This is a genomic window from Pandoraea sp., assembly GCF_004297875.1.
Lineage (GTDB): Bacteria > Pseudomonadota > Gammaproteobacteria > Burkholderiales > Burkholderiaceae > Pandoraea.
Window position 1 is genome coordinate 23,699 of record NZ_SCSK01000038.1, and the last position, 22,555, is coordinate 46,253.

Here is a 22,555-nt window from a genome sequence, read left to right on the forward strand (position 1 = left end):
GCGCACCGCCCATGCTCAGACGCCGGCGGCGACCAGTCCGTCTTCGCGAAACATCGCCTTGATGCCGCGCACCGCCTGGCGGATGCGCGCTTCGTTCTCGATCAGGGCGAAGCGCACGTATTCGTCGCCATACTCGCCGAAGCCGATACCGGGCGACACGCACACCTTGGCCTGCGCCAGCAGGCGCTTGGCGAATTCGAGCGAGCCCAGCGCCCGGTAGGGTTCCGGGATACGCGCCCAGATATACATCGAGGCCTTCGGCAGGTCGACCGGCCAGCCCGCTTCGTGCAGCCCCTTGTAGAGCACGTCGCGGCGCCGCTGATACTGAGCGCGGATCTCGGCCACGCATTGCTGGTCGCCTTCGAGCGCGGCAATCGCCGCGACCTGCAGCGGCGTGAAAGTGCCGTAGTCGTGATAGCTCTTGATGCGCGCGAGCGCGGCGACCAGATCGCGGTTGCCCACCATGAAGCCGATGCGCCAACCGGCCATGTTGTAGCTCTTGGACAGCGTGAAGAACTCGACGGCAATGTCTTTTGCCCCCGGCACCTGCATGATCGACGGCGCGCGCCAGCCGTCGAAGACGATGTCCGCGTAGGCGAGGTCGTGCACCACCAGGATGTCGTGCTGCTTGGCCAGCGCCACCACGCGCTCGAAGAAATCCAGCTCGACGCATTGCGCGGTCGGATTCGACGGAAACCCCAAAATGATCATGCGCGGCTTCGGATAGCTCTCGCGGATCGCACGTTCCAGTTCGGCGAAGAAGTCCACCCCGGGCAGAATCGGCACCGAGCGCACGTCGGCGCCGGCAATCACCGCACCGTAAATGTGAATCGGATAGCTTGGGTTGGGCACCAGCACCGTATCGCCGCGATCGAGCGTGGCCAGCATCAGATGCGCCAGTCCTTCTTTCGAGCCGATCGTCGCGATTGCCTCGGTATCGGGGTCGATCGCCACGCCGTAACGGTCGCGGTACCAATGCGAAATCGCGCGCCGCAGGCGCGGAATGCCCTTGGAGGCCGAGTAGCCGTGCGTATCGGGCCGTTGCGCGACCTCCACCAGCTTGGCGACGATATGCGGTGGCGTCGGGCCGTCGGGATTGCCCATGCTCAGATCGATGATGTCCTCGCCGCGCCGGCGGGCCGCCATCTTGAGCTCGGCGGTGATATTGAAAACGTAGGGGGGAAGACGATTGATACGCGCAAAGCTGCGCGAGCCTTGAGAGCCTGACATGATTTTCCTGAACGTAAGCGCCCGGACCGTCCGAGCGACGTACGGCGCGAGCGCGCCGTGCAGGCAGTGTAGCAGCAGACGGCGCGTTTGGGCACTGTGCCGGGCGTGTTTTCGCGCATGGTAAAGTCGGCGGCGTTTCCCATCGCGCCACACAAAATTGCCATGGCCTACGCTTACCTGCTGATCGCCATCGTCGCCGAGGTGATCGCCACATCCTCGCTCAAGGCGGCCGACGGTTTTACTCGCATCGGACCATCGCTGCTGGTCGTCGCCGGCTATGGCGTGGCATTCTATTGCCTGTCGCTGACGCTGCGGACAATCCCGATCGGCATCACTTATGCGATCTGGTCGGGGCTGGGTATCGTGCTGGTGTCGCTGGTCGGCTGGCTGGTCTATCAGCAACGGCTCGACGCGCCCGCCATCATCGGCATGGCGCTGATCGTCAGCGGCGTGCTGGTGCTCAACCTGTTTTCAAAGGCCGGTACGCACTGAGCGCGGCGGGCGCCACGCATCCCGGCATGGCGGCTGGCGGGGAGTAAGTTATAATCTCGCCCCGGTGCGCACGCTGGCGCACCGCATGGCTGCCCATAGCTCAGCTGGATAGAGCATCAGCCTTCTAAGCTGAGGGTCGGGGGTTCGAGTCCCTCTGGGCAGGCCAGCCAGCGTGCCGGCTCGCCGTCGGCAGGCCGGCGCGTCATTTGCGCGGCGCTTACATCTGCGCGCCGATCATCCACGGCACGAATTCTTCGTCGCCGACACCCAGTGCCTCGCTCTTGCTCCGCTCGCCGGAGGCTACGCGCAGGATGGCGTGAAAAATCTCTTCGCCCTTTTGCATGACAGTTGCGCCGCCGTCCATGATGTCGCCGCAATTGACGTCCATGTCGTCGCTCATCCGATTGAACATCGGCGTGTTGGTCGCCACCTTGATCGAGGGCGCTGGCTTTGCGCCGAAGCACGAGCCGCGGCCAGTGGTGAACACCACGAGATTGGCGCCGCTGGCGATCTGGCCGGTGGCGCCCATCGGATCGTAGCCCGGGGCGTCCATGAACACCAGGCCGTGCGTGTCGATCGGCTCGGCATAGCGATACACGCCCATGAGCGGCGTCGAGCCGCTCTTGGCGACTGCGCCGAGCGATTTCTCGAGGATGGTGGTCAGCCCGCCGGCCTTGTTGCCCGGCGTCGGGTTATTGTCGATGCTGCCTTTCTCGCGCTGCGCGTAATCTTCCCACCAGTGAATCCGCTCGACGATTTTCTCGCCGACTTCGCGCGATATCGCCCGGCGCGTCAGCAGGTGCTCCGCGCCATAGATCTCCGGGGTTTCGGAGAGAATCGCCGTGCCGCCATGCTGTACCAGCAAGTCGACCGCAGCGCCCAGCGCCGGATTCGCGGTAATGCCCGAATAGCCGTCGGACCCGCCGCATTGCAGCGCGATGTTCAGGTGCGACACCGGCAGCGGCTCGCGCTTGACCTGGTTGGCCGCCGGCAGCATGGCGTCGATCGCCGCGATGGCCGCATCGACCGTTTTCTGCGTCCCGCCCAGCTCCTGCATCACCAGCGGCACTACCGTCGGTCCGGCGTTGACGCCTTCGGCCAGGAACATCGCGCCCATCTGATTGGCTTCGCAGCCAAGGCCGATCACCAGCACGGCCGCGAAGTTGGGATGCTTGACGAAGCCACCCAGCGTGCGCCTCAACTGCTGGATGCCTTCGCCGTTGTGATCGATGCAGCAGCCGAAGCTGTGCGTGATGGGCACGATGCCATCCACGTTCGGGTAGGCGTCGAGCTTGCCGGGCGCGGCAAAATGGCGGGCCACCAGTTTGCTGACCGTGGCCGAGCAATTGACCGTGCTGATCACGCCGATGTAGTTGCGCGTCGCGACCCGCCCGTCGGCCCGCCGAATGCCCAGGAACGTCGCCGGCGCCGCGGCCGGAGCCACCGCCTTGACGTCGCTGCCGAACGCATAGTCGCGGTCGAACGTGCCCATCGACAGGTTGTGCACGTGCACGTGCTCGCCGGGCGCGATGGCGCGCGTGGTAAAGCCGATGATCTGCCCGTAGCGGCGTACCGGCGCGCCTTCGGCGATCGGGCGTACCGCAATCTTGTGGGCCGCGGGAATATCGTCGCGCGCGACGATGCCGTCCAGTTCCGCCAGCACCGTACCGGCGCTCAGTGCGTTGCGCGCGATCGCCACATCGTCCTGCGGCTTGATCAGCAATACCTGCGTCTGCATGTTGTCTCCTCGGAAGTGATTGAGTTGCCGCGACGCGATCGCAAAGGCGCGCGCCGGGCCTGGCGGCAATTGTGAAATAATGCGAGCCGGTCGGGCAAATTGGTCTGACCACATTCGAGCGAGATTTCGCCATGACAACTCCCACTGTCGCTCGGGGCCTGCTCGGGCGCGTCGTCAAGGAACTGGAAAGCCAGATACTGGAAGGCAGTTGGCGCGAGCAGACGCGCCTGCCGTCCGAGCGCGCGCTCGCCGAGTCGCACGGCGTCTCACGCTCTACCGTGCGCGAAGCGATTCAGCGGCTGGTCGCGCGCGGCCTGCTCGAGACCCGGCGCGGCAGCGGCGTGTTCGTGGTCGGCGCGCAACCGGCGCGGCCGAGCGCGCCGTGGCTGCAACTGATCGCCGAGAGCGCGCCGATGCGTTCGGATACGCTCGAATTTCGTCTCATCTTCGAATGTGCGTCGGCGCGTTTTGCCGCCGAGCGCGCAAGCGCCGATGAATTGGCCGCGATGGCCGAGATTCTCGAGCGCATGCAACTGGCCGTCCATGCGCGCAAGGTGGATGAGGAGGCCGCGACCGATGCGGCGTTTCATGCGGCATTGGCGCGCGCATCGCACAACATCATGCTCGATCACTTCCACGCCAGCGTGATCACGCTGCTGCGCGAGCACATAATCAGCAATACCTATGACGCTGCGGGCGACAATGCCAAGGCCCGCCAGCGGGCGCTGGCCCGGCTGGCGCAGCATCAGCGAGTGTTCGACGCCGTGCGCGCGCGCAAGCCGCAGGCCGCCTTCGAGGCGATGCGCGAGCATCTGGACTTCGTCGGCCAGCAGTTTCGCTGCGGCGGCTGAATCGGCCCAGCCGCGCCGCGCCATAGCGTCCGGCGGGCTCTGGCCGTCTACACGAAGCCGACCACGCGGTGCGGCACGTAAGGCGCTTCGAGCAGCGCGATTTCTTCGTCGGTGAGCGTGAGCGACAGGGCCGCGACGGCGTCGTCGATATGCTGCGGCCTGGAGGCGCCGATGATCGGCGCGGACACGACCGACTTGCTCAGAACCCATGCCAGCGCAACCTGCGCACGCGGCACGCCACGCTGCTCGGCCACTCGCGCGACTGCCTCGATGACGGCCCGGTCCGCATCGATGGTGGCTGCATAGAGGGATTTGCCGTAGGCGTCGGACTCGATGCGCCCGGTGCTCTCGTCCCAGTCGCGCGTGAGACGGCCGCGCGCGAGCGGGCTCCAGGGCACCACGCCGATTTTCTCGTCGCGGCACAGCGGATGCATTTCGCGTTCCTCTTCGCGGTACAGCAGGTTGTAATGATCCTGCATGGTGACGAAGCGGGTCCAGCCATGCCGGTCTGCCACATGCAGCGCCTTGGCGAATTGCCACGCATACATCGACGAGGCGCCGATATAGCGCGCCTTGCCGGCCTTGACCACATCATGCAGCGCCTCGAGCGTTTCCTCGATCGGCGTGTGATAGTCCCAGCGATGAATCTGGTACAGATCGACGTAGTCCATGCCGAGCCGCTTCAGGCTGGCATCGATCGACTGCATGATGGCCTTGCGCGAGAGCCCGCCGCCATTGGGTGCTTTCGACATCGGAAAGTACACCTTGGTGGCAACCACCAGTTCGTCGCGCGCGGCATAGTCGCGCAAGGCCCGGCCGACGATCTCTTCACTGGTGCCGTCCGAATAACTGTTGGCGGTGTCGAAAAAATTGATGCCGGCATCCAGTGCGTGTTTGATGAGCGCGCGGCTGGGCGCCTCCGGCAAGGTCCACGGGTGATTGCCGCGTTCGGGCACGCCGTAGGTCATGCAGCCGAGGCAGATGCGCGAAATGTCGACGCCGGTCGAGCCGAGTTTGACGGTTTTCATAAGCAGGTCTGATCGAGACAAGGAGTGGAGGGAAAAGCGAGTCCCGATTGTAGGGCCATTCGCCGAGGGCTGCAGGCCAACGCCCGGTTGCCGCCGGGCGCCGGTGGTGCGATGATGCATTTATCCATCGGACTCTCATTACCCATCGCCATGTCTCTACACATCGGTATCGTGGCTTGCTCGGCCGAGGGCGCGGCGCTGTGCTATCGCACCATCTGCAGCGAGGGCACGCAATGGTTCGGGCCGCACGGCCACCCTGAAGTTACGATGCATACCCCGTCGCTCGCCGAGTACGTCGAATGTCTCGAGCGCAACGACTGGCAAGGGGTGTGCGAGTTGATGCTGGCCTCGGCCAACAAGCTTGCGAGCGTCGGCGCCGATTTCCTGATCTGCCCCGACAACACCATCCACCAGGCGCTGCCGCTGATCGCCTCGAGGTCGCCGCTGCCCTGGTTGCATATCGCCGAGGTGGTGGCCGCTGAAGCGGCCGCGCGGGGCTGTCGGCGCGTAGGCCTGACGGGGACGCGTTGGCTGGTCGACAGCGACACCTATCCGGAAAAGCTCGCCGAGCGGGGCATTGGCTACGTGCGCCCGAGCGACGCCGAGCGCGACGAAATCAACCGCATCATCATGGAGGAACTGGTCAATGGCGTTTTCACGCCCCAGGCAATCGCGGTTTTCCAGCGCGTCATCGGCGGCATGAAGCAGGCCGGCTGCGACGGCGTGGTACTTGGTTGCACCGAAATTCCGCTGATCATCAGCGACGCCAATTCACCGCTGCCAACCTTCGACTCGACCCGCCTGCTGGCCAAGGCGGCGCTGCGCCGCGCCGCGCAGGCCTGACGCGCACGGTTCTCAGCCGCCCGGCTTGCGCCCCAGCAGATGATCGATGAACAGGCGGGCCGGCACGGCCAGCGTTTTGTAGTCGCGTACGCACATATCCAGCGAAAGCTCGGCCCACGGTTCGTCCAGGCGGATCATTTTGATGCCCAGGCTTTTGCTGTAGCCCGCCGCGATTTCGCCGGGCACGATCGAAATGCCTAGCTTGGCGCGCACCATATGGCATGCGGCATCGTAGCTGCCGACCCGTACGCGGGTGCGAACGATCTGGTTGTAGGCGTTGGCCGCCTGCGTGACGAGTCGATCCCAGCCGCCGCCGTTGGTCAGGCTGACGAACTCGTGCTCGAGCGCCTCGAAGAACTTGATCGACTTGCGCTTGGCCAGGGGGTGCACGGCCGGCGTCACCAACACCAGACGGGTGGCGCGGTAATGCCAGAACTGCAGCGCATCCGGGTACTCGACCACCGGCGAGACGATGCCGATATCGGCCAGCCCGCTGGTGACCGACTCCAGCGTGTCGGAGGTCGACTGCTCCTGCAGATCGACCCGCACGTCCGGATGCGATTCGCGGAATTTCGCCAGATCGTCCGGCAGAAACTGAATCACCGCCGCCAGACTGGCGAACACGCGAATCTGGCCGCGCACGCCCTGCGCGTATTCCGACAGCTCGGCATTGAGCTGCCGCAGGCCGCCCAGCGTGCTCTGCGCATGTCGATACAGCACGTAGCCGGCCGGCGTGGGTTCGACGCCGCGCGCCAGGCGATACAGCAATTGCGTGCTGAACATCTCTTCCAGATCGGAGATGCGCTTGCTGGCGGCCGAAGCCGCAAGGTAATTGCGCTCGGCGGCCTTGGTCATATTGCGCAGCTCGACCACATCGGCGAATAATTTGAGCGAAAAAAAGTCGAGCCGCGTGATCGGCGGCACCGTGGCGCGCGAGGTTGACGCAGGCGCGCTCGGCAAGCCATCGAGCAATGCGTCATAGTCGCCGGTCTCTTCTGTCTGAAGTGTTTTTTGCACGATGGCACTCCTCTTGGCGGCAGCCATGTCAGTCCCCCCGCACGGCCGGTTGGCCGAGGAGCCGGGGCCATGCGCTGTGTTTGGTCACAGCCGTGCCTCCTGAACCGCGTGGCATGCCACCGTCGCGGCGCCGTGCGCCAGCGGCGCCGGCGTCTCGCGGCGGCAGCGCTCGTTGGCGTGCGGACAGCGAGGATGAAAAGTGCAGCCGGGCGGCGGGCGCAGCGGATTGGGAACTTCTCCGGCCACGGGCGTCCTGGCCTTGCCGGTCATGTTCAGATCCGGAATCGCGTCGAGCAGCATGCGCGTGTATGGGTGGCGCGGATGCGCAAACAGTTCGCGCTTGGGCGCGATTTCCACCATGCGGCCCAGATACATCACACCGACACGATCGGCGATATGGTGCACCACGGCCAGATTGTGCGAGATGAACAGGTAGGTCAGCCCCATGCGCTGCTGCAGATCCTTCATCAAATTGAGCACCTGTGCCTGCACCGACACGTCCAACGCCGACGTTGGCTCGTCGCACACCAGGAAATCGGGCTGGGTGGCCAGCGCGCGGGCAATCGAGATGCGCTGGCGCTGGCCGCCGGAGAATTGATGCGGATACTTCACCTTGTCGGCGGCGCTCAGGCCCACCAGACCCAGCAATTCGTCGACCCGCTGTTCCATCTCGGCGCGGCTCATGTCCGGGCGGTGCGCCTGCAGCGGTTCGGCGATGATGTGCCCGACTCGCCAGCGCGGATCCAGGCTGGCGTAGGGATCCTGGAAAATCATCTGCAGGCGCTGGCGCAGATGGCGGCCCTCGCGCGTGGCCAGCGCCGCGATCGGATGACCCTCGAAATGAATGGCGCCGCGCGTGAGTCCGTACAGACCCACCAGCAGCCGTGCGATGGTCGATTTGCCGCAGCCCGACTCGCCCACCAGGGCCAGGGTCTCGCCTCGGGCAATGTCGAACGACACGCCGTCGACCGCCCGCAGCGTGCTGCGCTGCTTGCCCTGCAGCAGGCGGTCGAGCCACGAGGCGGAAACGTCGAAGTAGCGCGCCGCGTTGTCGACCTTGACCAGCGGTTCAGGGGCGGATGCCGTTTGCATGCCTGTGTTCCTTTCAGGGAGAGGGGGCGGGCGTCGCCGCGCGCGGCTCGTGCAGCCAGCATGCCGCCTGGCTTTCGCCGGCCGGGAACAGCTCGGGACGCTGCGAGGTGCACGGCGCGAAGCGCTCGCGGCAACGGGGGTTGAAGGCGCAACCCGGCGGTATGGCGTTCAGCCGCGGCATGGCGCCGTCGATCTGCGGCAGCCGCTCGACTTCGCGCGCGATCGACGGGATCGACGCCATCAGCCCGGCCGTGTAGGGGTGGCGCGGCCGGTGGATGACCTCGGCCACGCGGCCGATTTCCGCAACGCGCCCGGCATACATGACCGCCACGCGATCGGCGGTCTCGGCGATCACGCCCATGTCGTGGGTGATCAGCATCACGGCGGTGCCGTGCTCGCGACACAGCGTCTTGAGCAAAGTGATGATTTGCGCCTGCACCGACACGTCGAGCGCGGTGGTCGGCTCGTCGGCGATGATCAGCTTGGGTTCGGCGGCCAGCGCCAGCGCAATCACCACACGCTGGCGCATGCCGCCGGAGAACTGGTGGGGATAATGCTCGATGCGTTCCCTGGCCGCCGAGATGCCGGTCGACTCGAGCAATTCGATGGCGCGCTTTTTGGCCGCGCCGCGGCTGAGGTCGAGATGGGTCTGGATCGTCTCGATCAATTGGCGCCCGACCGTGTACAGCGGGTTGAGCGAGGTCAGCGGATCCTGGAAGATCGCGCCGATCTCGCGGCCGCGGATGCGGCGCATCTGCTCGTACGGCAGATTGTCGATGCGTCGCCCATTCAGGCGGATCTCGCCGCCGGCGATGCGTCCGGGTGCCTCGAGCAGGCCGATGATGGCTGCGCCGGTAAGCGATTTGCCGGCGCCCGACTCGCCGACCACGCCGAGCACTTCGCCCGGTGCGATCGACAACGAGACCTGGTCGATGGCCGTGAGCACGCCGTGGCGTGTGGGAAATTCGACGCGCAGCTCGCGCACTTCGAGAAGCGGTGTGGCTTGGGTTGACACGTCTACCTCACTGCAGTTTGGGATTGAGCGCGTCGCGCAGCCAGTCCCCGAGCAGGTTGACCGAGAGCACCAGCAGGACCAGCGCGAGCCCCGGGAAAATCGTGATCCACCATTCGCCGGAGAACAGATAGTCGTTGCCGGTGCGGATCAGCGTGCCCAGCGAGGGAGAAGTCGGCGATACGCCGACCCCGAGGAACGACAGTGTCGCCTCGGTGATGATGGCGGTGGCCACATGCACGGTCGCCAGCACCAGCACCGGCCCCAGCACGTTGGGCAACACGTGGCGAAACATGATGCGCGGCGACGAGATGCCCATGACGCGAGCGGCCTGCACATATTCCTTGTGCTTCTCGACCAGGGTCGAGCCCCGCACGGTGCGCGCATATTGCGGCCAGCCCGCCAGCGAGATCGACAGGATCAGCACCGGAAAAGCGATCAGGTCGTGCAGCTCGTGCGGAAAGATCGCGCGCGCGATGCCGTCGACGAGCAGCGCGATGAGGATCGACGGGAATGACAGTTGCACGTCGGCCACGCGCATGATGACGGCATCGAGCGCACCGCCGGAAAAGCCCGAGAGCAATCCCAGGCCGACGCCGAACACCAGCGAGAGCAGCACCGCCACCACGCCGATGAACAGCGAAATGCGCGAGCCGTAAATGATGGCGGAGAGCACGTCGCGCCCCTGATCGTCGGTGCCCAGGAAAAACGCCCATCGGCCATGCGACACCCAGGCCGGGGGCAGCAGGGCGTTATTCAGGTTCAGCGTGCTCAGGTCGAACGGATGGTGCGGCGCGACCCAGGGCGCGAAGACCGCGGCGACGATCATCGCGCATGCGATCACCGCCGCGACCATCGCCAGCGGCGAACGCACGAAGCTATGGAAGAGATCGCTGTCCCGGCAGCGGGACAGGATGCTCTTGCCGGCGGCAGCGCTCACGCTCACTTGACCGAGACCCATTTGAGGAAGAAGTTGTCGTCGGGCACCTGCACCACGTGCACGTTCTTTTTCACGCCCCATGCCAGCGCCTGCTGGTGCAGCGGCAGGTAGGCAATGTCGTCGGAGGCGAGCTTGAGCGCTTCGGCGATCAATTGATTGCGCTTGGCGGGGTCGCTCTCCGAGGCGATCTCATGCGTGAGCTGATCGATCTTCGGATTGCTGTAGCCGCCGATGTTGAACTGGCCCTGACCGACCTTCGGATCGGGCGTGGCCACCAGCGCGTTGAGCACGTTCTGCGCGTCGTAGCTGCTCGGCGACCAGCCCAGCATGTAGAACGAGGTGTTGTGCGACAGGATGCGCGGGAAGTAGGTCGCCTTGGGCTCGACCGTCAGATCGACCTTGATGCCCACGTGCGCGAGCATCTGCGCGACCGCCTGGCAGATCTGCGCGTCGTTGACGTAACGATTGTTCGGGCAGTTCATGCCCACTTCGAAGCCGTTCGGATACCCCGCTTCGGCCAGCAGCTTCTTCGAGGCAGCCGGATCATACGGCAGGCGCTTGTTGAGCGCCGGCGAGAAGCCGTTGATGCCCGGGCCGAGCAGCAAATTGGTGGGCGTCGCCGCGCCGCGCATGACCACGCGCTTGATCAGGTCGATATCGATCGCCTGATAGAACGCCTGGCGCACACGCTTGTCCTTGAAGGGGTTTTTGCCTTTGACGTTCGAGTACAGCAGTTCGTCGCGCTTTTGGTCCATGCCCAGGAAGATCGTGCGCAGCTCCGGCCCCTGCAGCATTTTCAGTTCCGGATTGGCCTGGATGCGCGGCACGTCCTGCAGCGGCACCGGCTCGATCAGGTCGACCTGGCCCGAGAGCAGTGCGGCGACCCGGGTCGCGCCATTGGAGATCGGCGTGAAGACGGCCTTGTCGACATTGCCCTCGATCTTGCCCCAGTAATGCGGATTGCGCTCGAATACGGTGCGCACGCCCGGCTCGCGCGAGGCGATCTCGTAGGGACCTGTGCCGTCGGCCTTGAACGACGCGGCGTTCTCCACCTTCTTCGCCTTGTCGGCCGGATGCACGGCGTTGTTGGCCTCACACCACTTTTGGCTCATGATGTACCACTGCGTGATCATTTGCGGCAGGATCGGGAACGGCTGCCTGGTGATCACATCGATCGTGTGGTCATCGATCTTCTTGATCTCGGCGATCTGCTGCACGAAGGTCTTGACGTCGGAACCGGTGTCCTGCGCGCGCTTGAGCGAAAAAATCACGTCGTCGGCGGTAAACGGCGTGCCGTCCTGGAAAGTCACGTTCTTGCGCAGATCGAAGCGCCACACGGTAGGCGCCGTCTGCTTCCAGTCGGTGGCCAGCACCGGCACCAGTTCCAGCTTCTTGCCGCGCCCGACCAGCGGCTCGAACACATTGCCCAACAGCGAGAGTTGCTGCGTCTCGTCGAGTGAATAGGGGTCCAGCGACAGCGCATCTCCCTGATTGGCGAATTTCAGCGTGGCCGCATGCGCCGCGGTACCCAGCGCCAGGCCCAGGCCGGCGGCCAGCGCCAGGGCGCGCCATTGATGCCGAAAGTAGTGGCTCAACTTCATGGATATCTCCTTTGTCTTGTCTTCGTTGTGTTACCGGTGCTGCAACTCAGGGTGCCGAGAGCGGCATCGAGCGTTCGGCCAACGCGGCGAACAGCGCGCTGCCCAGGGGCAGAATGTCGTCGTTGAAGTCGTAGCGGGTATTGTGCAGGACGCATCCGCCCTCGAGCCCGCCCTGGCCAATGCGCACATAGGCGCCCGGTTTGCGCTGCAACATGAAGGCAAAGTCTTCCGAGCCCATCGACGGCGGCAGGTCGCGAACCACATTGTCCGCGCCAACCAGCGTTTGCGCCACATCAGCGACGAAATGCGCGAGGTGGGGGGTATTGATGGTGGCCGGGTTCATGCGCACATACTCGACCGTGGCCGTGGCGCCGAAGGCCATCGCGACTTGCGTGCACAGCGTGCGCAGGCGCGCCTCGACCATGTCCTGCGTGACCGGATTGAAGGTGCGCACGGTGCCGATCAGGGTGGCCGTGTGCGGTATCACGTTGAAGGCCTTGGCGTTGCCGGCCTCGACCGCGCACAGGCTGACCACCGCCGAGTCGAACGGATTGACATTGCGTGCGACGATGGTTTGCGAGGCCGCGATGATGTGCCCGGCCGCCACGATCGGATCGACCGCCATATAAGGATGCGCGCCATGCCCGCCGCGACCCTCGATGCGAATCTCGACCCGGTCGCAGGCCGACATCATCGGCCCGGGATTGATGCCGATCTTGCCCGGCGGCAGGCTCGGCCAGTTGTGCATGCCGTACACCTCGTCGCAGGCAAAGCGTTCAAACAGGCCGTCTTCGAGCATGGCCGAAGCGCCGCCGCAGCCTTCCTCGCCCGGCTGGAAAATCAGCGCGACGGTGCCGTCGAAATTGCGCGTCTGCGCCAGATAACGCGCCGCACCGAGCAGCATCGTGGTGTGGCCGTCGTGGCCGCAGCCATGCATCAGGCCATGCTTGGTCGAACGGTGACCGAATTCGTTTTCCTCGACGATCGGCAGCGCGTCCATGTCGGCGCGCAACCCGATCATGCGACCGCTGCCGGTCGCGCGTCCGGTTATCACGCCGACCACGCCGGTGCGGCCAATGCCGCGATGCACCTCGATGCCGAGCCGCTCCAGGGTCTCGGCCACGATGCGCGCGGTGCGCAATTCTTCAAAACCCAACTCGGGATGGGCGTGCAGATCATGCCGAATGGCGATCAGGTCGCCGTGAAACTGGTTGATGGCCGCCATCGGCGATGGCTGGGAAAGACGATTGTCCATTGAATTGAAACTCTGGTCTGAATGTAATGGGAACGACGAATGCCTATCAATGAGCGCGTCCCACGCGCAAGCGCGGGTCCACGGCGAAGTACAGCAGATCGACCACCAGGTTGATCACCACGAAGATCAGCGCGATCAAATACAAATAGGCGGCCATCACCGGAATGTCGGCCGACTCCACGGACTGGATGAACAGCAGGCCCATGCCGGGCCATTGGAATACGGTCTCGGTCACTACCGCGAAGGCGATGATGCCGCCCAGCTGCAGGCCAGTGATGGTGATGACCGGCACCAGCGTGTTCTTGAGCGTGTGGCCGAAGTGAATCGCGCGTTGCGTCAGGCCTCGCGCCCGGGCGAACTTGATGTAGTCGGTACGCAGTACTTCGAGCATTTCGGCGCGCACCAGACGGATCAGCAGGGCCAGTTGAAACAGCGACAGCGTGATCGACGGCAGGATCAAGTGCCGCCAGCCATCGACAGTGGCGAAGCCGGTCGTCCAGGGCCCGAGCGCGATTACGTGGCCTCGTCCGTAGGAAGGCAGCCAGTGCAGCACCACGGAAAAAAGGAAGATCAACAGAATGCCGATCAGAAAGGTCGGCAGGGAAATTCCCAGTAGCGACACCGTCAGTAAGGTCTGGGCGCCAAGCGAGCCGCGCCGCAGTGCGGTGTAGACGCCGAGCGGCAAGCCGATGGCGATGGCCAGCACCGAGGCGCACAGCGATAGCTCCAGGGTGGCGGGCATGCGCTCCTCGATCAGCGAAGACACCTTGCGTCCTTCCTGATAGGAGACGCCGAACTCGCCGCGTGCGCTATTGACGACGAAAGTGCCGAACTGTACCAGCAGCGGCTTGTTCAGGCCCAGTTCGGTGCGCAGTTGCGCGCGCTCCTGCGGTGTCGCATCCTGCCCGACCATAAAGGTCACCGGATCGCCGACGTAGCGAAACATCAGAAACGCGATGAGCGCGACCGTCAGCATGACGAGTAGGGCCTGAATCAGGCGGCGGACAACGAAAGCGAGCATGGCGTCGGTGTACGGTTCGAAGCGCTAGTTAACATTTTTGCCGCAGCGGCATGGCAAAGCCGCCGCGTATTGTTTTAGTAGCGTTTCCTGGTCTGCCTCGAGTCGAGGGGTACCGGATGTTAGCGACAATTTTGTGTCATGCACAACTACGAATACCTGTAACCTTCGACGCAGCATAACACTGCCGCGGACGGACGAAAACCGTTGTACAGTCTGGCGATCAGAGCGTTCGAAAACGACGAAGGCTGCTGTTCCAAACGGATGCTTGTTGGCCGCTGCCCGGCGGCAGAAACTGGGAATCGGATGCTTGGCTATGAGTCACGCCGGCGCGCATCGACGGAACGCGGCGGCGCTTTTCCCCAGCGCCAGATTGGAGCGCGCTCAGAAGGCGTCGAGGTCCAGTCGCCCGGCACAGGCATTCTCGCGTAAAGCAGTTTTTAGAAACTGGCCGCGGCGCTCCCTGCCAGGATGCCGCACGGCGTACATACGTGGGAAATAATAACGATGGATCTGACGACTTGCATCAAGGAGAACGGGCGTGCGGGCGCGATGGCGGCGCCCCCGCCACTGGCTTTGACGAAGCGATCGCCGGGCGAGGAATTCATCTGCTTCGACGAAACCCAGCTCAAAGTGACCGACACCGGTCGTGAGCGTCCTGGCGGCGTACCGAGCCTGGTCAGGGATTTGCGCGCCGCGGCAGGCGCTGCCGACCGCCAGCGGCTGGTGCGCGGCACGCTCTACACGATTGGCTTCGAATGGCTTGGTTACGGCACCATGCTGCCGTCGTCCGAGGGCTTTGCGCCGCGTACCGTTTTCACCAGTTATGCCAACCCGGAGTGGACCGAGCGTTATTTCGCCGAGCGGCACTATTTGATCGATCCGCGTCTGAAGGAGAGCGCGCATACCTGCTTGCCGCTGGCATGGGATGTGGAGGATCTCGAGCGCAGCCTGGGCAAGGCCGGCTGGACCAACGAGGGCCGGCGCTTCATCGAGGACATGCTGGGCAGCGGCATCCGCAGCGGCATTTGCCTGGCGCTAGGCTCGCCCGCCAATGCCAGCGAGCTGACGTTCATCAGTCTGCTCTCGCGCGCGCAAAGCCGGCAATGGATCGTCGACGGCATTTTCGGGCAGGCCGTCACACTCGGCCTGTGCGTGCATGAGTTCATCACCCAGTACGCCCGCATCACGACGCCGGCTCAGCCGTCCGACAAGCGCGCCTTGTCGCCGCTGCAGCAGGAAATTCTGCAGTGCCTGAGCCGCGGGCTGTCGGACAAACAAATCGCCTACTGCCTCAATCTGTCGTCGTATAACGTCGACTACCACCTGCGCCAGATGCGACGACGCTTCGCCGTGCGCAATCGCGTGCAACTGGTCAACGCGGCGATGGCGGCACTGCCGCAGGCGCCGAGCCAGTCTCGCTCGCCGGACGCTCGGCTGGAAGGCCTGTTGGTGTGACGTGGGGCGGCCCGGCGGGCCGCTTCCATGCGCGATTTCATGACCATGCCCGGGGGCTTGCAGGGGCATGGCTCACCGACGCGAGAACGCAGTTTCGCCGGGTGATCCGCGAATCCGGCCTGTTCGATCTTCCCCGGCCCTCACGCCATTTCGGCGTCCCCCTTGACGCACATCAATCCTGTCGGCCGGATCACTGTCATCATCAAAAAAGAGTTAATGCGAATCGCCGGCCTTCGCATGCCGCTTCGGATGTGGCGCGGATGCCTCCCGGCGTTCGACGAGTCCGGCGACCTGGCGCCGGCCCATGTCAAAGCCCGCGGCATGCCGCAGGCGCAAGGAGCAGCCATGAAGTCACGCCAACGTTCGGAAACGGTCCGCCCCGCCCGCTGGGACAAGCTCGATAGCAATCCGATCCACGATAACTACCGGCCGACGGCCAAGTTTCATGAACCTACCGCTTGCGAAGTGTGCGGCGCGGTCTACGTGAATGGCCGCTGGAGCTGGGCGGCAGTCCCGGACGACGCCGATCAGGTGACGTGCCCCGCCTGCCGTCGAATTCACGATCAGATGCCGGCCGGGCAGGTCGAGCTCAGCGGCACGTTCCTGCACGAGCACCAGGAAGAAATCATGGCGCTGATCCGCCATCACGAAGCCAAGATGAAAAGCGAGCACCCGATGGAGCGCATCATGGCCGTCACCACGCGCGAGGACGGCGTGACCGTTACCACGACCGGCTCGCACCTGGCGCGCGATATTGGCGAGGCGCTCAAGCGAGCGTTCCAGGGGCATATGGAAATGGGCAGCGCGACGGCCGAGAGCATGTTGCGCGTGATCTGGTCGCGATAACCCGGCCTAAAGGAGGGCGTCATGGCACTGTTCAAGGACCGGGAAGACGCTGCGCTGAAGCTGGCCCAGGCGCTGCACGCGTGGCGCGGCAAGCGGCCGCTGGTGCTGGGGGTGCCGCGCGGCGGCATGGTGCTGGCGGCGGTCATCGCGCGCGAGCTTGAAGGCGAGCTCGATGCCGTGCTGGTACGCAAACTGCGCGCGCCGCGCAACCCCGAGCTGGCCGTGGGCGCCGTCGACGAAGAAGGAGTCGTGTCGATCGAGCCGTTTGCCGACGCCGCTGGCGCCAGCCAGGAGTACCTGCATCGTGAGATCCAGCGGCAATTGCAGGTGTTACATGAGCGCGGGCTGCGTTACCGCGCGCGCGCCGGCGCGGTGGACCCGGTGGGGCGGGTCGTGATCGTGGTCGACGACGGCATGGCGACTGGCGCCTCGATGGCGGCGGCGCTCGAGGCCGTGCGCCGCCGCCAGCCCGCGGAGCTGATCTGCGCGGTGCCGGTGGCGGCCAGCAGCGCGCTGGCGCGGGCCCGAGCGTTCGCCGACCAGATCTGCTGCCTGCACGAGAGTATCGATTTCGGCGGCGTCGGCCAGTATTTCGAGAATTTCGACCAGGTGGAAGATGCCCGCGTCGAAGCGCTACTGCAGGCCGCGCCAACTGCTGCCGGCCAGTCGCCGGACTGATGGGCCCGCGCTGCGGGCACCGTCGAGCAGCCTTGATTTAGGTCATCACGTCAGCTTTGCGCACGCCCATGCTTGGCTTGGCATGCCACCGATCGTGCGCATGCACGCTCAATCCAAGGAGGTTGTTATGTCGCAAATCGTCAAGGTCGTGGAAATCATGACCGAATCACCGAAGAGTTGGGAAGACGCCGCGCAGAAGGCTGTCGACAAGGCGTCGAAGTCGCTGCGGGGAATCAGGTCGCTCTACATCCAGGACATGTCGGCCGAAGTTGATAAGGGCAAAATCGTCAACTACCGGATCAATGCCAAAGTGACCTTCAAGCTTGAATAGGACAAGGCGCGGCCGGCGCCGATGCCGCCGGGTGGCGCCAAGCCGCGGCGGCCTGTCGGTGCACCCGCGCAATCATGCGACGATGTCAGTCGCCTCGTCGGGATCCAGGCGGATCAGCCTCTGATGGCCGAAGCCCTGGCTGTAATCGAGCATCTTGATCAGCCACGGCGTTACCTTGACATACACGGTCTGCCCGGTGGGGTCTTGCGGCGTGACATCCCAGGGCGTCGAGAATTTTTGCTTGAGCAGCGCCTGCGCTCGCATGCTCTCGGCGGCATCGTCGGCCAGCACCTGAGCCATGGCCGCGACGGACAGCGCCTTGAGGTCGCTCCAGGTGTTATAGGGAAGATTGATCGTCAGCGACACCTTGGCGCAATGCTGAATATTGGCGACTTTACCGCTATTGCGGGCCGTTGCGAAATACAGCCGCAGGCCGTCGTTCGCATAGCTGATCAGGGTGGCCTGAGGATAACCGTCGCGCCTGAGCGTGGCGAGCGACATGTCCCGCCCCGACTCGATGATATTCAAAATGGCGCGCTTTGCTGCGGGATCTATCGACATCGTGAACCTCGCTGGGTGCATTCGTGATGATGAGCCGGGGTTTTTTCGCCTCCGGCATCAGGTGCCCGTCACCGCGCGCGGCCGTCCGGGCGGCGGCTCGATCAGCGGGCTCGATGGCGTGCTGGCCGGCAAGGCGGCGTCCTGCAAAAACGGCTTGAGTGCCTCCTGGTCGAGCACCTCGCGCTGCAGCAGCGCCTGTGCCAGGCGCTCGAGCTGAGCGCGCCGGTTGGTGAGCGTGTTGACCGCCCGCTCATGAGCTTCGGCCAGCATGCGCTCAATCTCCTCTTCGATGCGCGCCGCGGTGCGCTCGCTGATCGCGCTGCGACCGAGCAACGCGGCCGCGTCGCCGCCGGGCTGCTCGCCGTCGCCGCCGAACCACGCCAGACCCAGCGCCGCGCTCATGCCGCAGCGGGCCACCATCTGGCGCGCGAGTTCGGTGGCCTGGCGCAAATCGCTCTCAGCCCCGGTCGACACGTCGCCGAATACGATCTCCTCGGCCGCGCGGCCGCCCAACAAAACATCGAGCCGGTCGGCCACCTCGCTGGCGCGCAGCAAGTAGCGGTCGGCGGAGGGCACTTGCTGGGTGTAACCCAATGCCATGACGCCGCGCGGGATGATCGAGATCTTTGTGACCGGGTCGGCATGGGGCCGGCCTGCGGCGACCAGCGCATGGCCCGCTTCGTGAAACGCGATGATGGAGCGCTCCTCGAGGGTCATCACCCGGCTCTTGCGCTGGATGCCGCCAATCGCACGGTCGATCGCTTCATCGAAATCGCGCATGTCGATCTGCGGCTTGTCTTCGAGCGCGGCGTGCAGCGCCGCCTCGTTGACGATGTTGGCCAGATCGGCGCCGGCGAAACCCGGCGTGCGCGCGGCGATGGTGCCCAGATCGACGTCGGGCGCCAGCTGCACGTGGCGCGCATGCACCCGCAGGATCTGTTCGCGGCCGGTGACGTCGGGCCGATCGATCGCAATGTGCCGGTCGAAGCGTCCCGGCCGCAGCAGGGCGGCATCGAGCATCTCCGGGCGGTTGGTTGCCGCCACCAGAATGACGCCCGAATTGGTATCGAAGCCATCGAGCTCGACCAGCAGCTGGTTGAGCGTTTGCTCGCGTTCCTCGTTACCGCCCAGGTAAGTGCCGCTGCGGCGCTTGCCCAGCGCGTCGAGTTCGTCGATGAAGATAATGCACGGGGCCTGTTGCTTGGCCTCCTCGAACAGGTCGCGCACGCGCGCCGCGCCGACGCCGACGAACATTTCGACGAAGGCCGAGCCGCTGATCGAAAAGAACGGCACCCCGGCTTCGCCGGCCACCGCCTTGGCCAGCAGCGTCTTGCCGGTGCCGGGCGCGCCGGTGATCAGCACCCCCTTGGGAATCTTGCCGCCGAGCCGGCGGTAGCGCTCGGGCCGCTTGAGAAAATCGACGATCTGCATCAGCTCGCCTTTGGCCTCGTCGATGCCGGCGATATCGTCGAACGTGACCTGTGTGGTGCGCTGATGGTAAAGCTTGGCGGTATTCTTGCCGATGCCGAACATCGAACGGGCGCGCCCGGCGGAGCCTTGCATCATGTTCCACAACACCAGAAACAGCACCAGCGGCATCGCCCACGACAGCGCAACGCTCCACCAACTGCTGGCCGGCGCGCCGGTAAAGCGGATCCGGGCCTTGTTAAGGGCGTCGAGCAGTTGGGGGTCGGCGACGCGCTCGGTGGAAAACGCATAGGGCGGCTTGCCGAGCGTTTTGAGCGCGGTGATCTTGTCGGCGGGTAGCTCGCCCTGAAGATCGTCGCTGGTGATCGTGCCGGTGATCTGCTCGGCGCCGATCGTCAGGTCGTTGACCTTGTGCGCGGCCAGCAGCGTCTGGAACTCGCTATACAGCAATGGCGTGCTGCGGGGCGCCGTCGCGTAGATCAGGGTCAGCATCAGCCCGGCGGCGATCAGCAGCCAGATCGAAAAAATGGGCTTGTTGCCCAGGATGGGTTTTGGCATCGATGACGTTCTTGGTTGGAGACCGCGTGGCGGCGCCTGGCGACCACGGCGCGCGAGGCCGTCCTGTCAGCTTTGTTTATAGGCCTGCCGGCTGTGGCGCTTCATGATTTATGTCAAGCGGTGTGGTCCGGCGGGGGTGGCCCTTGACCCGCGTCAAGACGCACGTCGCCTGGGCGCGCAATATTGAAAAATGTCCGGCGCGCAAGGAGCCCTGCGAAATCCCATGATGCACAGGCAGATCGAAGCACGCTCGGCGCGTTACCCGCTGGCCCCCGTGGCGCGGCACGTCTGGGCGACGAAATATCGCTGGCAGCCGCCCGGCGGGTCGCCCGAGAGCGATGTCGCACAAACCTGGTGGCGCGTGGCGCAAGCCCTGGCCGGGGCAGAGCCTTCCGCGCGAGGCGCCTGGGCGCGCCGCTTTTATCGTGCGCTGGCGGATTTTCGCTTTGTGCCTGGCGGGCGCATTCTGGCGGGTGCCGGCACACGCGGCGACGCCTGTCTGCTCAATTGTTTCGTGATGCCCGATGTGGCCGATGCGGCCGACGCGCGCTTCAGGGCGCTGCGCGAGAGCGCCCTGACGCTACAGGCCGGCGGCGGCATTGGACTGGACTTTTCCGGGTTGCGCCCGCGTGGCCAGGCGGGCGGCGAGTCGGCCCCGGGCCACGAGGCCTTCGCCGCGGGGCCGGTTGCCTGGATGCACGTCTGGGACAAACTCTGCGCGACGGTCGAAACCCGCGGGCAGCGGCGCGGCGCGATGATGGCGGTGCTGGCGTGCGACCATCCCGACATCGAGGCGTTCGTGCGGGCCAAGCGGGAGTCCGGTGCGCTGAGTCATTTCAATTTGTCGGTGCTCGTGAGCGACGCGTTTCTGGCCGCGGTGGCCGCGCGCGAGCCCTGGCCGTTGCGCTTTCCGGCCGGTGGCCAGGCCGCCGGTCGCGTGGTACGCACGATACCGGCGGCGACTTTATGGGATGGGATTCTGCGCAACGCCTATGAAACGGCCGAGCCCGGCGTGCTGTTTATCGATCGCATCAATCGCTGCAATAACCTGGCCTACCGCGAGCGGTTGCACGCGACCAACCCATGCGGCGAAATTCCGTTGCCGCCCTATGGCGCATGCGATCTAGGCTCGTTCAATCTGACGGCGTTTGTCGTCGCGCCGTTCACCGCGCAGGCGGCCTTCGACTGGCCGGCCCTGCGCCGCCTGGTGCCACTGGCCGTGCGCATGCTCGACAACGTCTACGATATCTCGGCGTTTCCGCTGCCGGTGCAGCAGGCCGTGGGGCAGGGTGCGCGCAGGCTTGGCCTGGGCCTGATGGGGCTGGGCGATGCGCTCGTGATGCTTGGCCTGCGCTACGACAGCACAGCGGGGCGCAAATTCGCGGCGCGCGCGATGGGCGAGATCTGTCATGGCGCTTACCGCGCATCGGTGGCGCTGGCCGCCGAAAAAGGCGCTTGCGCGGCATTCTCGACCGAACCCTATCTGCAGGCGCCATTCATTGCGGCATTGCCGCAGGACATTCGCGACGGCATTGCCGCCTCCGGAATTCGCAACAGCCACCTGACGGCGATTGCGCCGACCGGGTCGATCAGCCTGCTGGCCAACAATGTGTCGAGCGGTCTCGAGCCAATTTTCGCGCCCTCGTACGAGCGGCGCCTGCATGGCGGCGAGACCGACCGCGTGATGACGCTGCACAGCCGCGCGGTGCTGGCGTATCGTGAATTGACGGGCGATGCGCGGGGCGTGCCCCCGGCGTTCCGGTCGAGCTCCGAGGTGTCGGCCACCGCGCAATTGCAGATGCAGGCGGCGTTGCAGCGGTATGTCGACAACGCCATCGCCAAAACCGTGAATCTGCCGGCCGAGACCGGTTTCGAGGCGTTTCGCGCGACCTACGATCGCGCTGCCCGACTCGGACTCAAGGGCTGCACGACTTACCGGCCTACCGCGTTGCGCCAGGGGATCCTGTGCGTCAGGCCGCCGCACGACTGAGCTTGCATTGCGGTGGGACTCTTGCCGCGAGCGTTTCTGCCGGGGTTATTGCGCAGGCACCACGCTGTATGACTTCGTCAGCCAGGTCTTGCCGTTGTCGCTGCTCATGCAGACCGTCTCGTCGGCCGTGCCATGCGCGAAGGTGGTGTGATAGCGCAGGCAAAGCGTGTCGAACGGCTCGCCTTCGCTATGGCGGCGCGCGAGCACGCCATCGCCGCGTGCGGTCTTCGCGCCGTAAGGCTCGCGGACGGTCCGCATTTGCGCGACCCAATCAGTCTGGCTCACACCGGCCTGCAGCGCGGGCGACGCCGCTTTCCAGCTGGCTTCGTAGTTGCCGCTGTCGAGAATTGCCAGCCAGCGCTGCGCGGCCGCCGCCGCCAGCGCTGGCGTGGGATCGGCCTGCGTGGCCGCCCGCGATTGGCCGCCCCATAATTTGTGCCAGTCCTGGTCCATCGACGAGCAGCCGCCAAGAAGCGCAGCGAGCATCGCCAACATACCGATTCGTTTCAACCCATGCATCGAAGGAGTCCTTTGTGGGCGAGAATTCCGTTAAGCGGGCAAGGTAGCACCGATAACTCGCGTTGAACA

21 protein-coding genes and 1 tRNA gene are annotated in these 22,555 nt (G+C 65.1%); 9 read left to right on the forward strand and 13 right to left on the reverse strand.

Annotated elements, in window-relative coordinates:
- Positions 1–15: 15 nt before the first annotated feature.
- Positions 16–1,230, reverse strand: coding sequence for an alanine transaminase (gene alaC, locus EPN80_RS11310; protein ID WP_293026878.1), 1,215 nt, complete (start codon positions 1,228–1,230; stop codon positions 16–18).
- Positions 1,231–1,392: 162 nt separating this feature from the next.
- Between alaC and EPN80_RS11315 the strand changes: the two genes are divergently transcribed.
- Both EPN80_RS11315 and EPN80_RS11320 read left to right on the forward strand, forming a co-directional pair.
- Positions 1,393–1,722, forward strand: a complete 330-nt coding sequence (locus tag EPN80_RS11315) for a multidrug efflux SMR transporter (RefSeq protein WP_293026881.1) — start codon at positions 1,393–1,395, stop codon at positions 1,720–1,722.
- Positions 1,723–1,811: 89 nt separating this feature from the next.
- A tRNA-Arg gene (locus EPN80_RS11320) sits at positions 1,812–1,888 on the forward strand.
- Positions 1,889–1,939: 51 nt separating this feature from the next.
- Here the strand turns inward: EPN80_RS11320 and EPN80_RS11325 are convergent.
- Entirely contained in the window at positions 1,940–3,460 is a 1,521-nt protein-coding gene (locus EPN80_RS11325; protein WP_293026884.1) for a UxaA family hydrolase, read from the reverse strand.
- Positions 3,461–3,591: 131 nt separating this feature from the next.
- Here EPN80_RS11325 and EPN80_RS11330 point away from each other — a divergent pair, with 131 nt between their 5' ends.
- Positions 3,592–4,311, forward strand: a complete 720-nt coding sequence (locus EPN80_RS11330; RefSeq protein WP_293026887.1) for an FCD domain-containing protein — start codon at positions 3,592–3,594, stop codon at positions 4,309–4,311.
- Between the two features lie 47 nt (positions 4,312–4,358).
- On the opposite strand, the gene EPN80_RS11335 is transcribed toward EPN80_RS11330, so the two are convergent.
- Positions 4,359–5,339, reverse strand: coding sequence for an aldo/keto reductase (locus EPN80_RS11335; RefSeq protein WP_293026889.1), 981 nt, complete (start codon positions 5,337–5,339; stop codon positions 4,359–4,361).
- A 150-nt stretch (positions 5,340–5,489) separates the two neighbouring features.
- On the opposite strand from EPN80_RS11335, the gene EPN80_RS11340 reads away from it, so the two are divergent.
- Positions 5,490–6,182 carry an amino acid racemase gene (locus EPN80_RS11340; protein WP_293027289.1) on the forward strand — a complete coding sequence of 231 codons (693 nt, stop codon included), beginning with the start codon at positions 5,490–5,492 and terminating at the stop codon, positions 6,180–6,182.
- A gap of 12 nt (positions 6,183–6,194) precedes the next feature.
- Here EPN80_RS11340 and EPN80_RS11345 read toward each other — a convergent pair whose 3' ends face one another.
- The 7 genes from EPN80_RS11345 to EPN80_RS11375 form a co-directional block, all read right to left on the reverse strand.
- Positions 6,195–7,199 (reverse strand): LysR family transcriptional regulator, encoded by a 1,005-nt coding sequence (locus EPN80_RS11345; RefSeq protein WP_293026892.1) that lies wholly within the window; start codon positions 7,197–7,199, stop codon positions 6,195–6,197.
- An 84-nt stretch (positions 7,200–7,283) separates the two neighbouring features.
- The gene (locus EPN80_RS11350) at positions 7,284–8,291 is read right to left on the reverse strand and encodes an oligopeptide/dipeptide ABC transporter ATP-binding protein (RefSeq protein WP_293026895.1); all 1,008 of its coding nucleotides are present in this window, start codon (positions 8,289–8,291) and stop codon (positions 7,284–7,286) included.
- A gap of 13 nt (positions 8,292–8,304) precedes the next feature.
- Positions 8,305–9,306 carry an ABC transporter ATP-binding protein gene (locus tag EPN80_RS11355; protein WP_293026899.1) on the reverse strand — a complete coding sequence of 334 codons (1,002 nt, stop codon included), beginning with the start codon at positions 9,304–9,306 and terminating at the stop codon, positions 8,305–8,307.
- A gap of 7 nt (positions 9,307–9,313) precedes the next feature.
- The gene (locus EPN80_RS11360; protein WP_293026902.1) at positions 9,314–10,264 is read right to left on the reverse strand and encodes an ABC transporter permease; all 951 of its coding nucleotides are present in this window, start codon (positions 10,262–10,264) and stop codon (positions 9,314–9,316) included.
- Positions 10,246–11,844, reverse strand: coding sequence for an ABC transporter substrate-binding protein (locus tag EPN80_RS11365; RefSeq protein ID WP_293026904.1), 1,599 nt, complete (start codon positions 11,842–11,844; stop codon positions 10,246–10,248). The genes EPN80_RS11360 and EPN80_RS11365 overlap by 19 nt, the downstream gene beginning before the upstream one ends.
- A gap of 46 nt (positions 11,845–11,890) precedes the next feature.
- Positions 11,891–13,099: a M20 aminoacylase family protein gene (locus tag EPN80_RS11370; RefSeq protein WP_293026907.1), complete on the reverse strand. Its 1,209-nt coding sequence runs from the start codon at positions 13,097–13,099 to the stop codon at positions 11,891–11,893.
- Positions 13,100–13,145: 46 nt separating this feature from the next.
- On the reverse strand, positions 13,146–14,120 hold the full coding sequence (locus EPN80_RS11375) for an ABC transporter permease (protein WP_293026910.1): 975 nt from the start codon (positions 14,118–14,120) through the stop codon (positions 13,146–13,148).
- Positions 14,121–14,624: 504 nt separating this feature from the next.
- On the opposite strand from EPN80_RS11375, the gene EPN80_RS11380 reads away from it, so the two are divergent.
- The 4 genes from EPN80_RS11380 (at position 14,625) to EPN80_RS11395 (ending at position 17,430) form a co-directional block, all read left to right on the forward strand.
- The gene (locus tag EPN80_RS11380) at positions 14,625–15,575 is read left to right on the forward strand and encodes a LuxR family transcriptional regulator (protein WP_293026913.1); all 951 of its coding nucleotides are present in this window, start codon (positions 14,625–14,627) and stop codon (positions 15,573–15,575) included.
- Between the two features lie 345 nt (positions 15,576–15,920).
- The gene (locus EPN80_RS11385; RefSeq protein WP_293026916.1) at positions 15,921–16,421 is read left to right on the forward strand and encodes a BCAM0308 family protein; all 501 of its coding nucleotides are present in this window, start codon (positions 15,921–15,923) and stop codon (positions 16,419–16,421) included.
- 21 nt (positions 16,422–16,442) lie between these two features.
- Positions 16,443–17,099, forward strand: coding sequence for a phosphoribosyltransferase (locus EPN80_RS11390; RefSeq protein ID WP_293026919.1), 657 nt, complete (start codon positions 16,443–16,445; stop codon positions 17,097–17,099).
- Positions 17,100–17,226: 127 nt separating this feature from the next.
- Complete coding sequence (locus EPN80_RS11395) at positions 17,227–17,430, forward strand: dodecin family protein (RefSeq protein ID WP_293026922.1); 204 nt, start codon at positions 17,227–17,229, stop codon at positions 17,428–17,430.
- Between the two features lie 72 nt (positions 17,431–17,502).
- Here the strand turns inward: EPN80_RS11395 and EPN80_RS11400 are convergent, their stop codons facing one another.
- Positions 17,503–17,991: a pyridoxamine 5'-phosphate oxidase family protein gene (locus EPN80_RS11400; RefSeq protein WP_293026925.1), complete on the reverse strand. Its 489-nt coding sequence runs from the start codon at positions 17,989–17,991 to the stop codon at positions 17,503–17,505.
- A 57-nt stretch (positions 17,992–18,048) separates the two neighbouring features.
- Positions 18,049–19,977 (reverse strand): ATP-dependent zinc metalloprotease FtsH, encoded by a 1,929-nt coding sequence (gene ftsH, locus EPN80_RS11405; RefSeq protein ID WP_293026928.1) that lies wholly within the window; start codon positions 19,975–19,977, stop codon positions 18,049–18,051.
- 223 nt (positions 19,978–20,200) lie between these two features.
- Here ftsH and EPN80_RS11410 point away from each other — a divergent pair, with 223 nt between their 5' ends.
- Positions 20,201–21,967, forward strand: a complete 1,767-nt coding sequence (locus EPN80_RS11410) for an adenosylcobalamin-dependent ribonucleoside-diphosphate reductase (RefSeq protein WP_293026930.1) — start codon at positions 20,201–20,203, stop codon at positions 21,965–21,967.
- Between the two features lie 45 nt (positions 21,968–22,012).
- On the opposite strand, the gene EPN80_RS11415 is transcribed toward EPN80_RS11410, so the two are convergent.
- A complete protein-coding gene (locus EPN80_RS11415) occupies positions 22,013–22,462 on the reverse strand; it encodes a DUF4019 domain-containing protein (RefSeq protein ID WP_293026932.1) in 450 nt (149 codons plus the stop codon).
- Between the last annotated feature and the right edge of the window lie 93 nt (positions 22,463–22,555).

Bases quoted from the DNA above. Each gene is read 5' to 3' on its own strand.
- alaC (WP_293026878.1), bottom strand. From the start codon at position 1,230: ATGTCAGGCTCTCAAGGCTCGCGCAGCTTTGCGCGTATCAATCGTCTT.
- EPN80_RS11315 (WP_293026881.1), top strand. From the start codon at position 1,393: ATGGCCTACGCTTACCTGCTGATCGCCATCGTCGCCGAGGTGATCGCC.
- EPN80_RS11325 (WP_293026884.1), bottom strand. From the start codon at position 3,460: ATGCAGACGCAGGTATTGCTGATCAAGCCGCAGGACGATGTGGCGATC.
- EPN80_RS11330 (WP_293026887.1), top strand. From the start codon at position 3,592: ATGACAACTCCCACTGTCGCTCGGGGCCTGCTCGGGCGCGTCGTCAAG.
- EPN80_RS11335 (WP_293026889.1), bottom strand. From the start codon at position 5,339: ATGAAAACCGTCAAACTCGGCTCGACCGGCGTCGACATTTCGCGCATC.
- EPN80_RS11340 (WP_293027289.1), top strand. From the start codon at position 5,490: ATGTCTCTACACATCGGTATCGTGGCTTGCTCGGCCGAGGGCGCGGCG.
- EPN80_RS11350 (WP_293026895.1), bottom strand. From the start codon at position 8,291: ATGCAAACGGCATCCGCCCCTGAACCGCTGGTCAAGGTCGACAACGCG.
- EPN80_RS11360 (WP_293026902.1), bottom strand. From the start codon at position 10,264: ATGGGTCTCGGTCAAGTGAGCGTGAGCGCTGCCGCCGGCAAGAGCATC.
- EPN80_RS11365 (WP_293026904.1), bottom strand. From the start codon at position 11,844: ATGAAGTTGAGCCACTACTTTCGGCATCAATGGCGCGCCCTGGCGCTG.
- EPN80_RS11370 (WP_293026907.1), bottom strand. From the start codon at position 13,099: ATGGACAATCGTCTTTCCCAGCCATCGCCGATGGCGGCCATCAACCAG.
- EPN80_RS11375 (WP_293026910.1), bottom strand. From the start codon at position 14,120: ATGCTCGCTTTCGTTGTCCGCCGCCTGATTCAGGCCCTACTCGTCATG.
- EPN80_RS11380 (WP_293026913.1), top strand. From the start codon at position 14,625: ATGGATCTGACGACTTGCATCAAGGAGAACGGGCGTGCGGGCGCGATG.
- EPN80_RS11385 (WP_293026916.1), top strand. From the start codon at position 15,921: ATGAAGTCACGCCAACGTTCGGAAACGGTCCGCCCCGCCCGCTGGGAC.
- EPN80_RS11390 (WP_293026919.1), top strand. From the start codon at position 16,443: ATGGCACTGTTCAAGGACCGGGAAGACGCTGCGCTGAAGCTGGCCCAG.
- EPN80_RS11395 (WP_293026922.1), top strand. From the start codon at position 17,227: ATGTCGCAAATCGTCAAGGTCGTGGAAATCATGACCGAATCACCGAAG.
- EPN80_RS11400 (WP_293026925.1), bottom strand. From the start codon at position 17,991: ATGTCGATAGATCCCGCAGCAAAGCGCGCCATTTTGAATATCATCGAG.
- ftsH (WP_293026928.1), bottom strand. From the start codon at position 19,977: ATGCCAAAACCCATCCTGGGCAACAAGCCCATTTTTTCGATCTGGCTG.
- EPN80_RS11410 (WP_293026930.1), top strand. From the start codon at position 20,201: ATGATGCACAGGCAGATCGAAGCACGCTCGGCGCGTTACCCGCTGGCC.
- EPN80_RS11415 (WP_293026932.1), bottom strand. From the start codon at position 22,462: ATGTTGGCGATGCTCGCTGCGCTTCTTGGCGGCTGCTCGTCGATGGAC.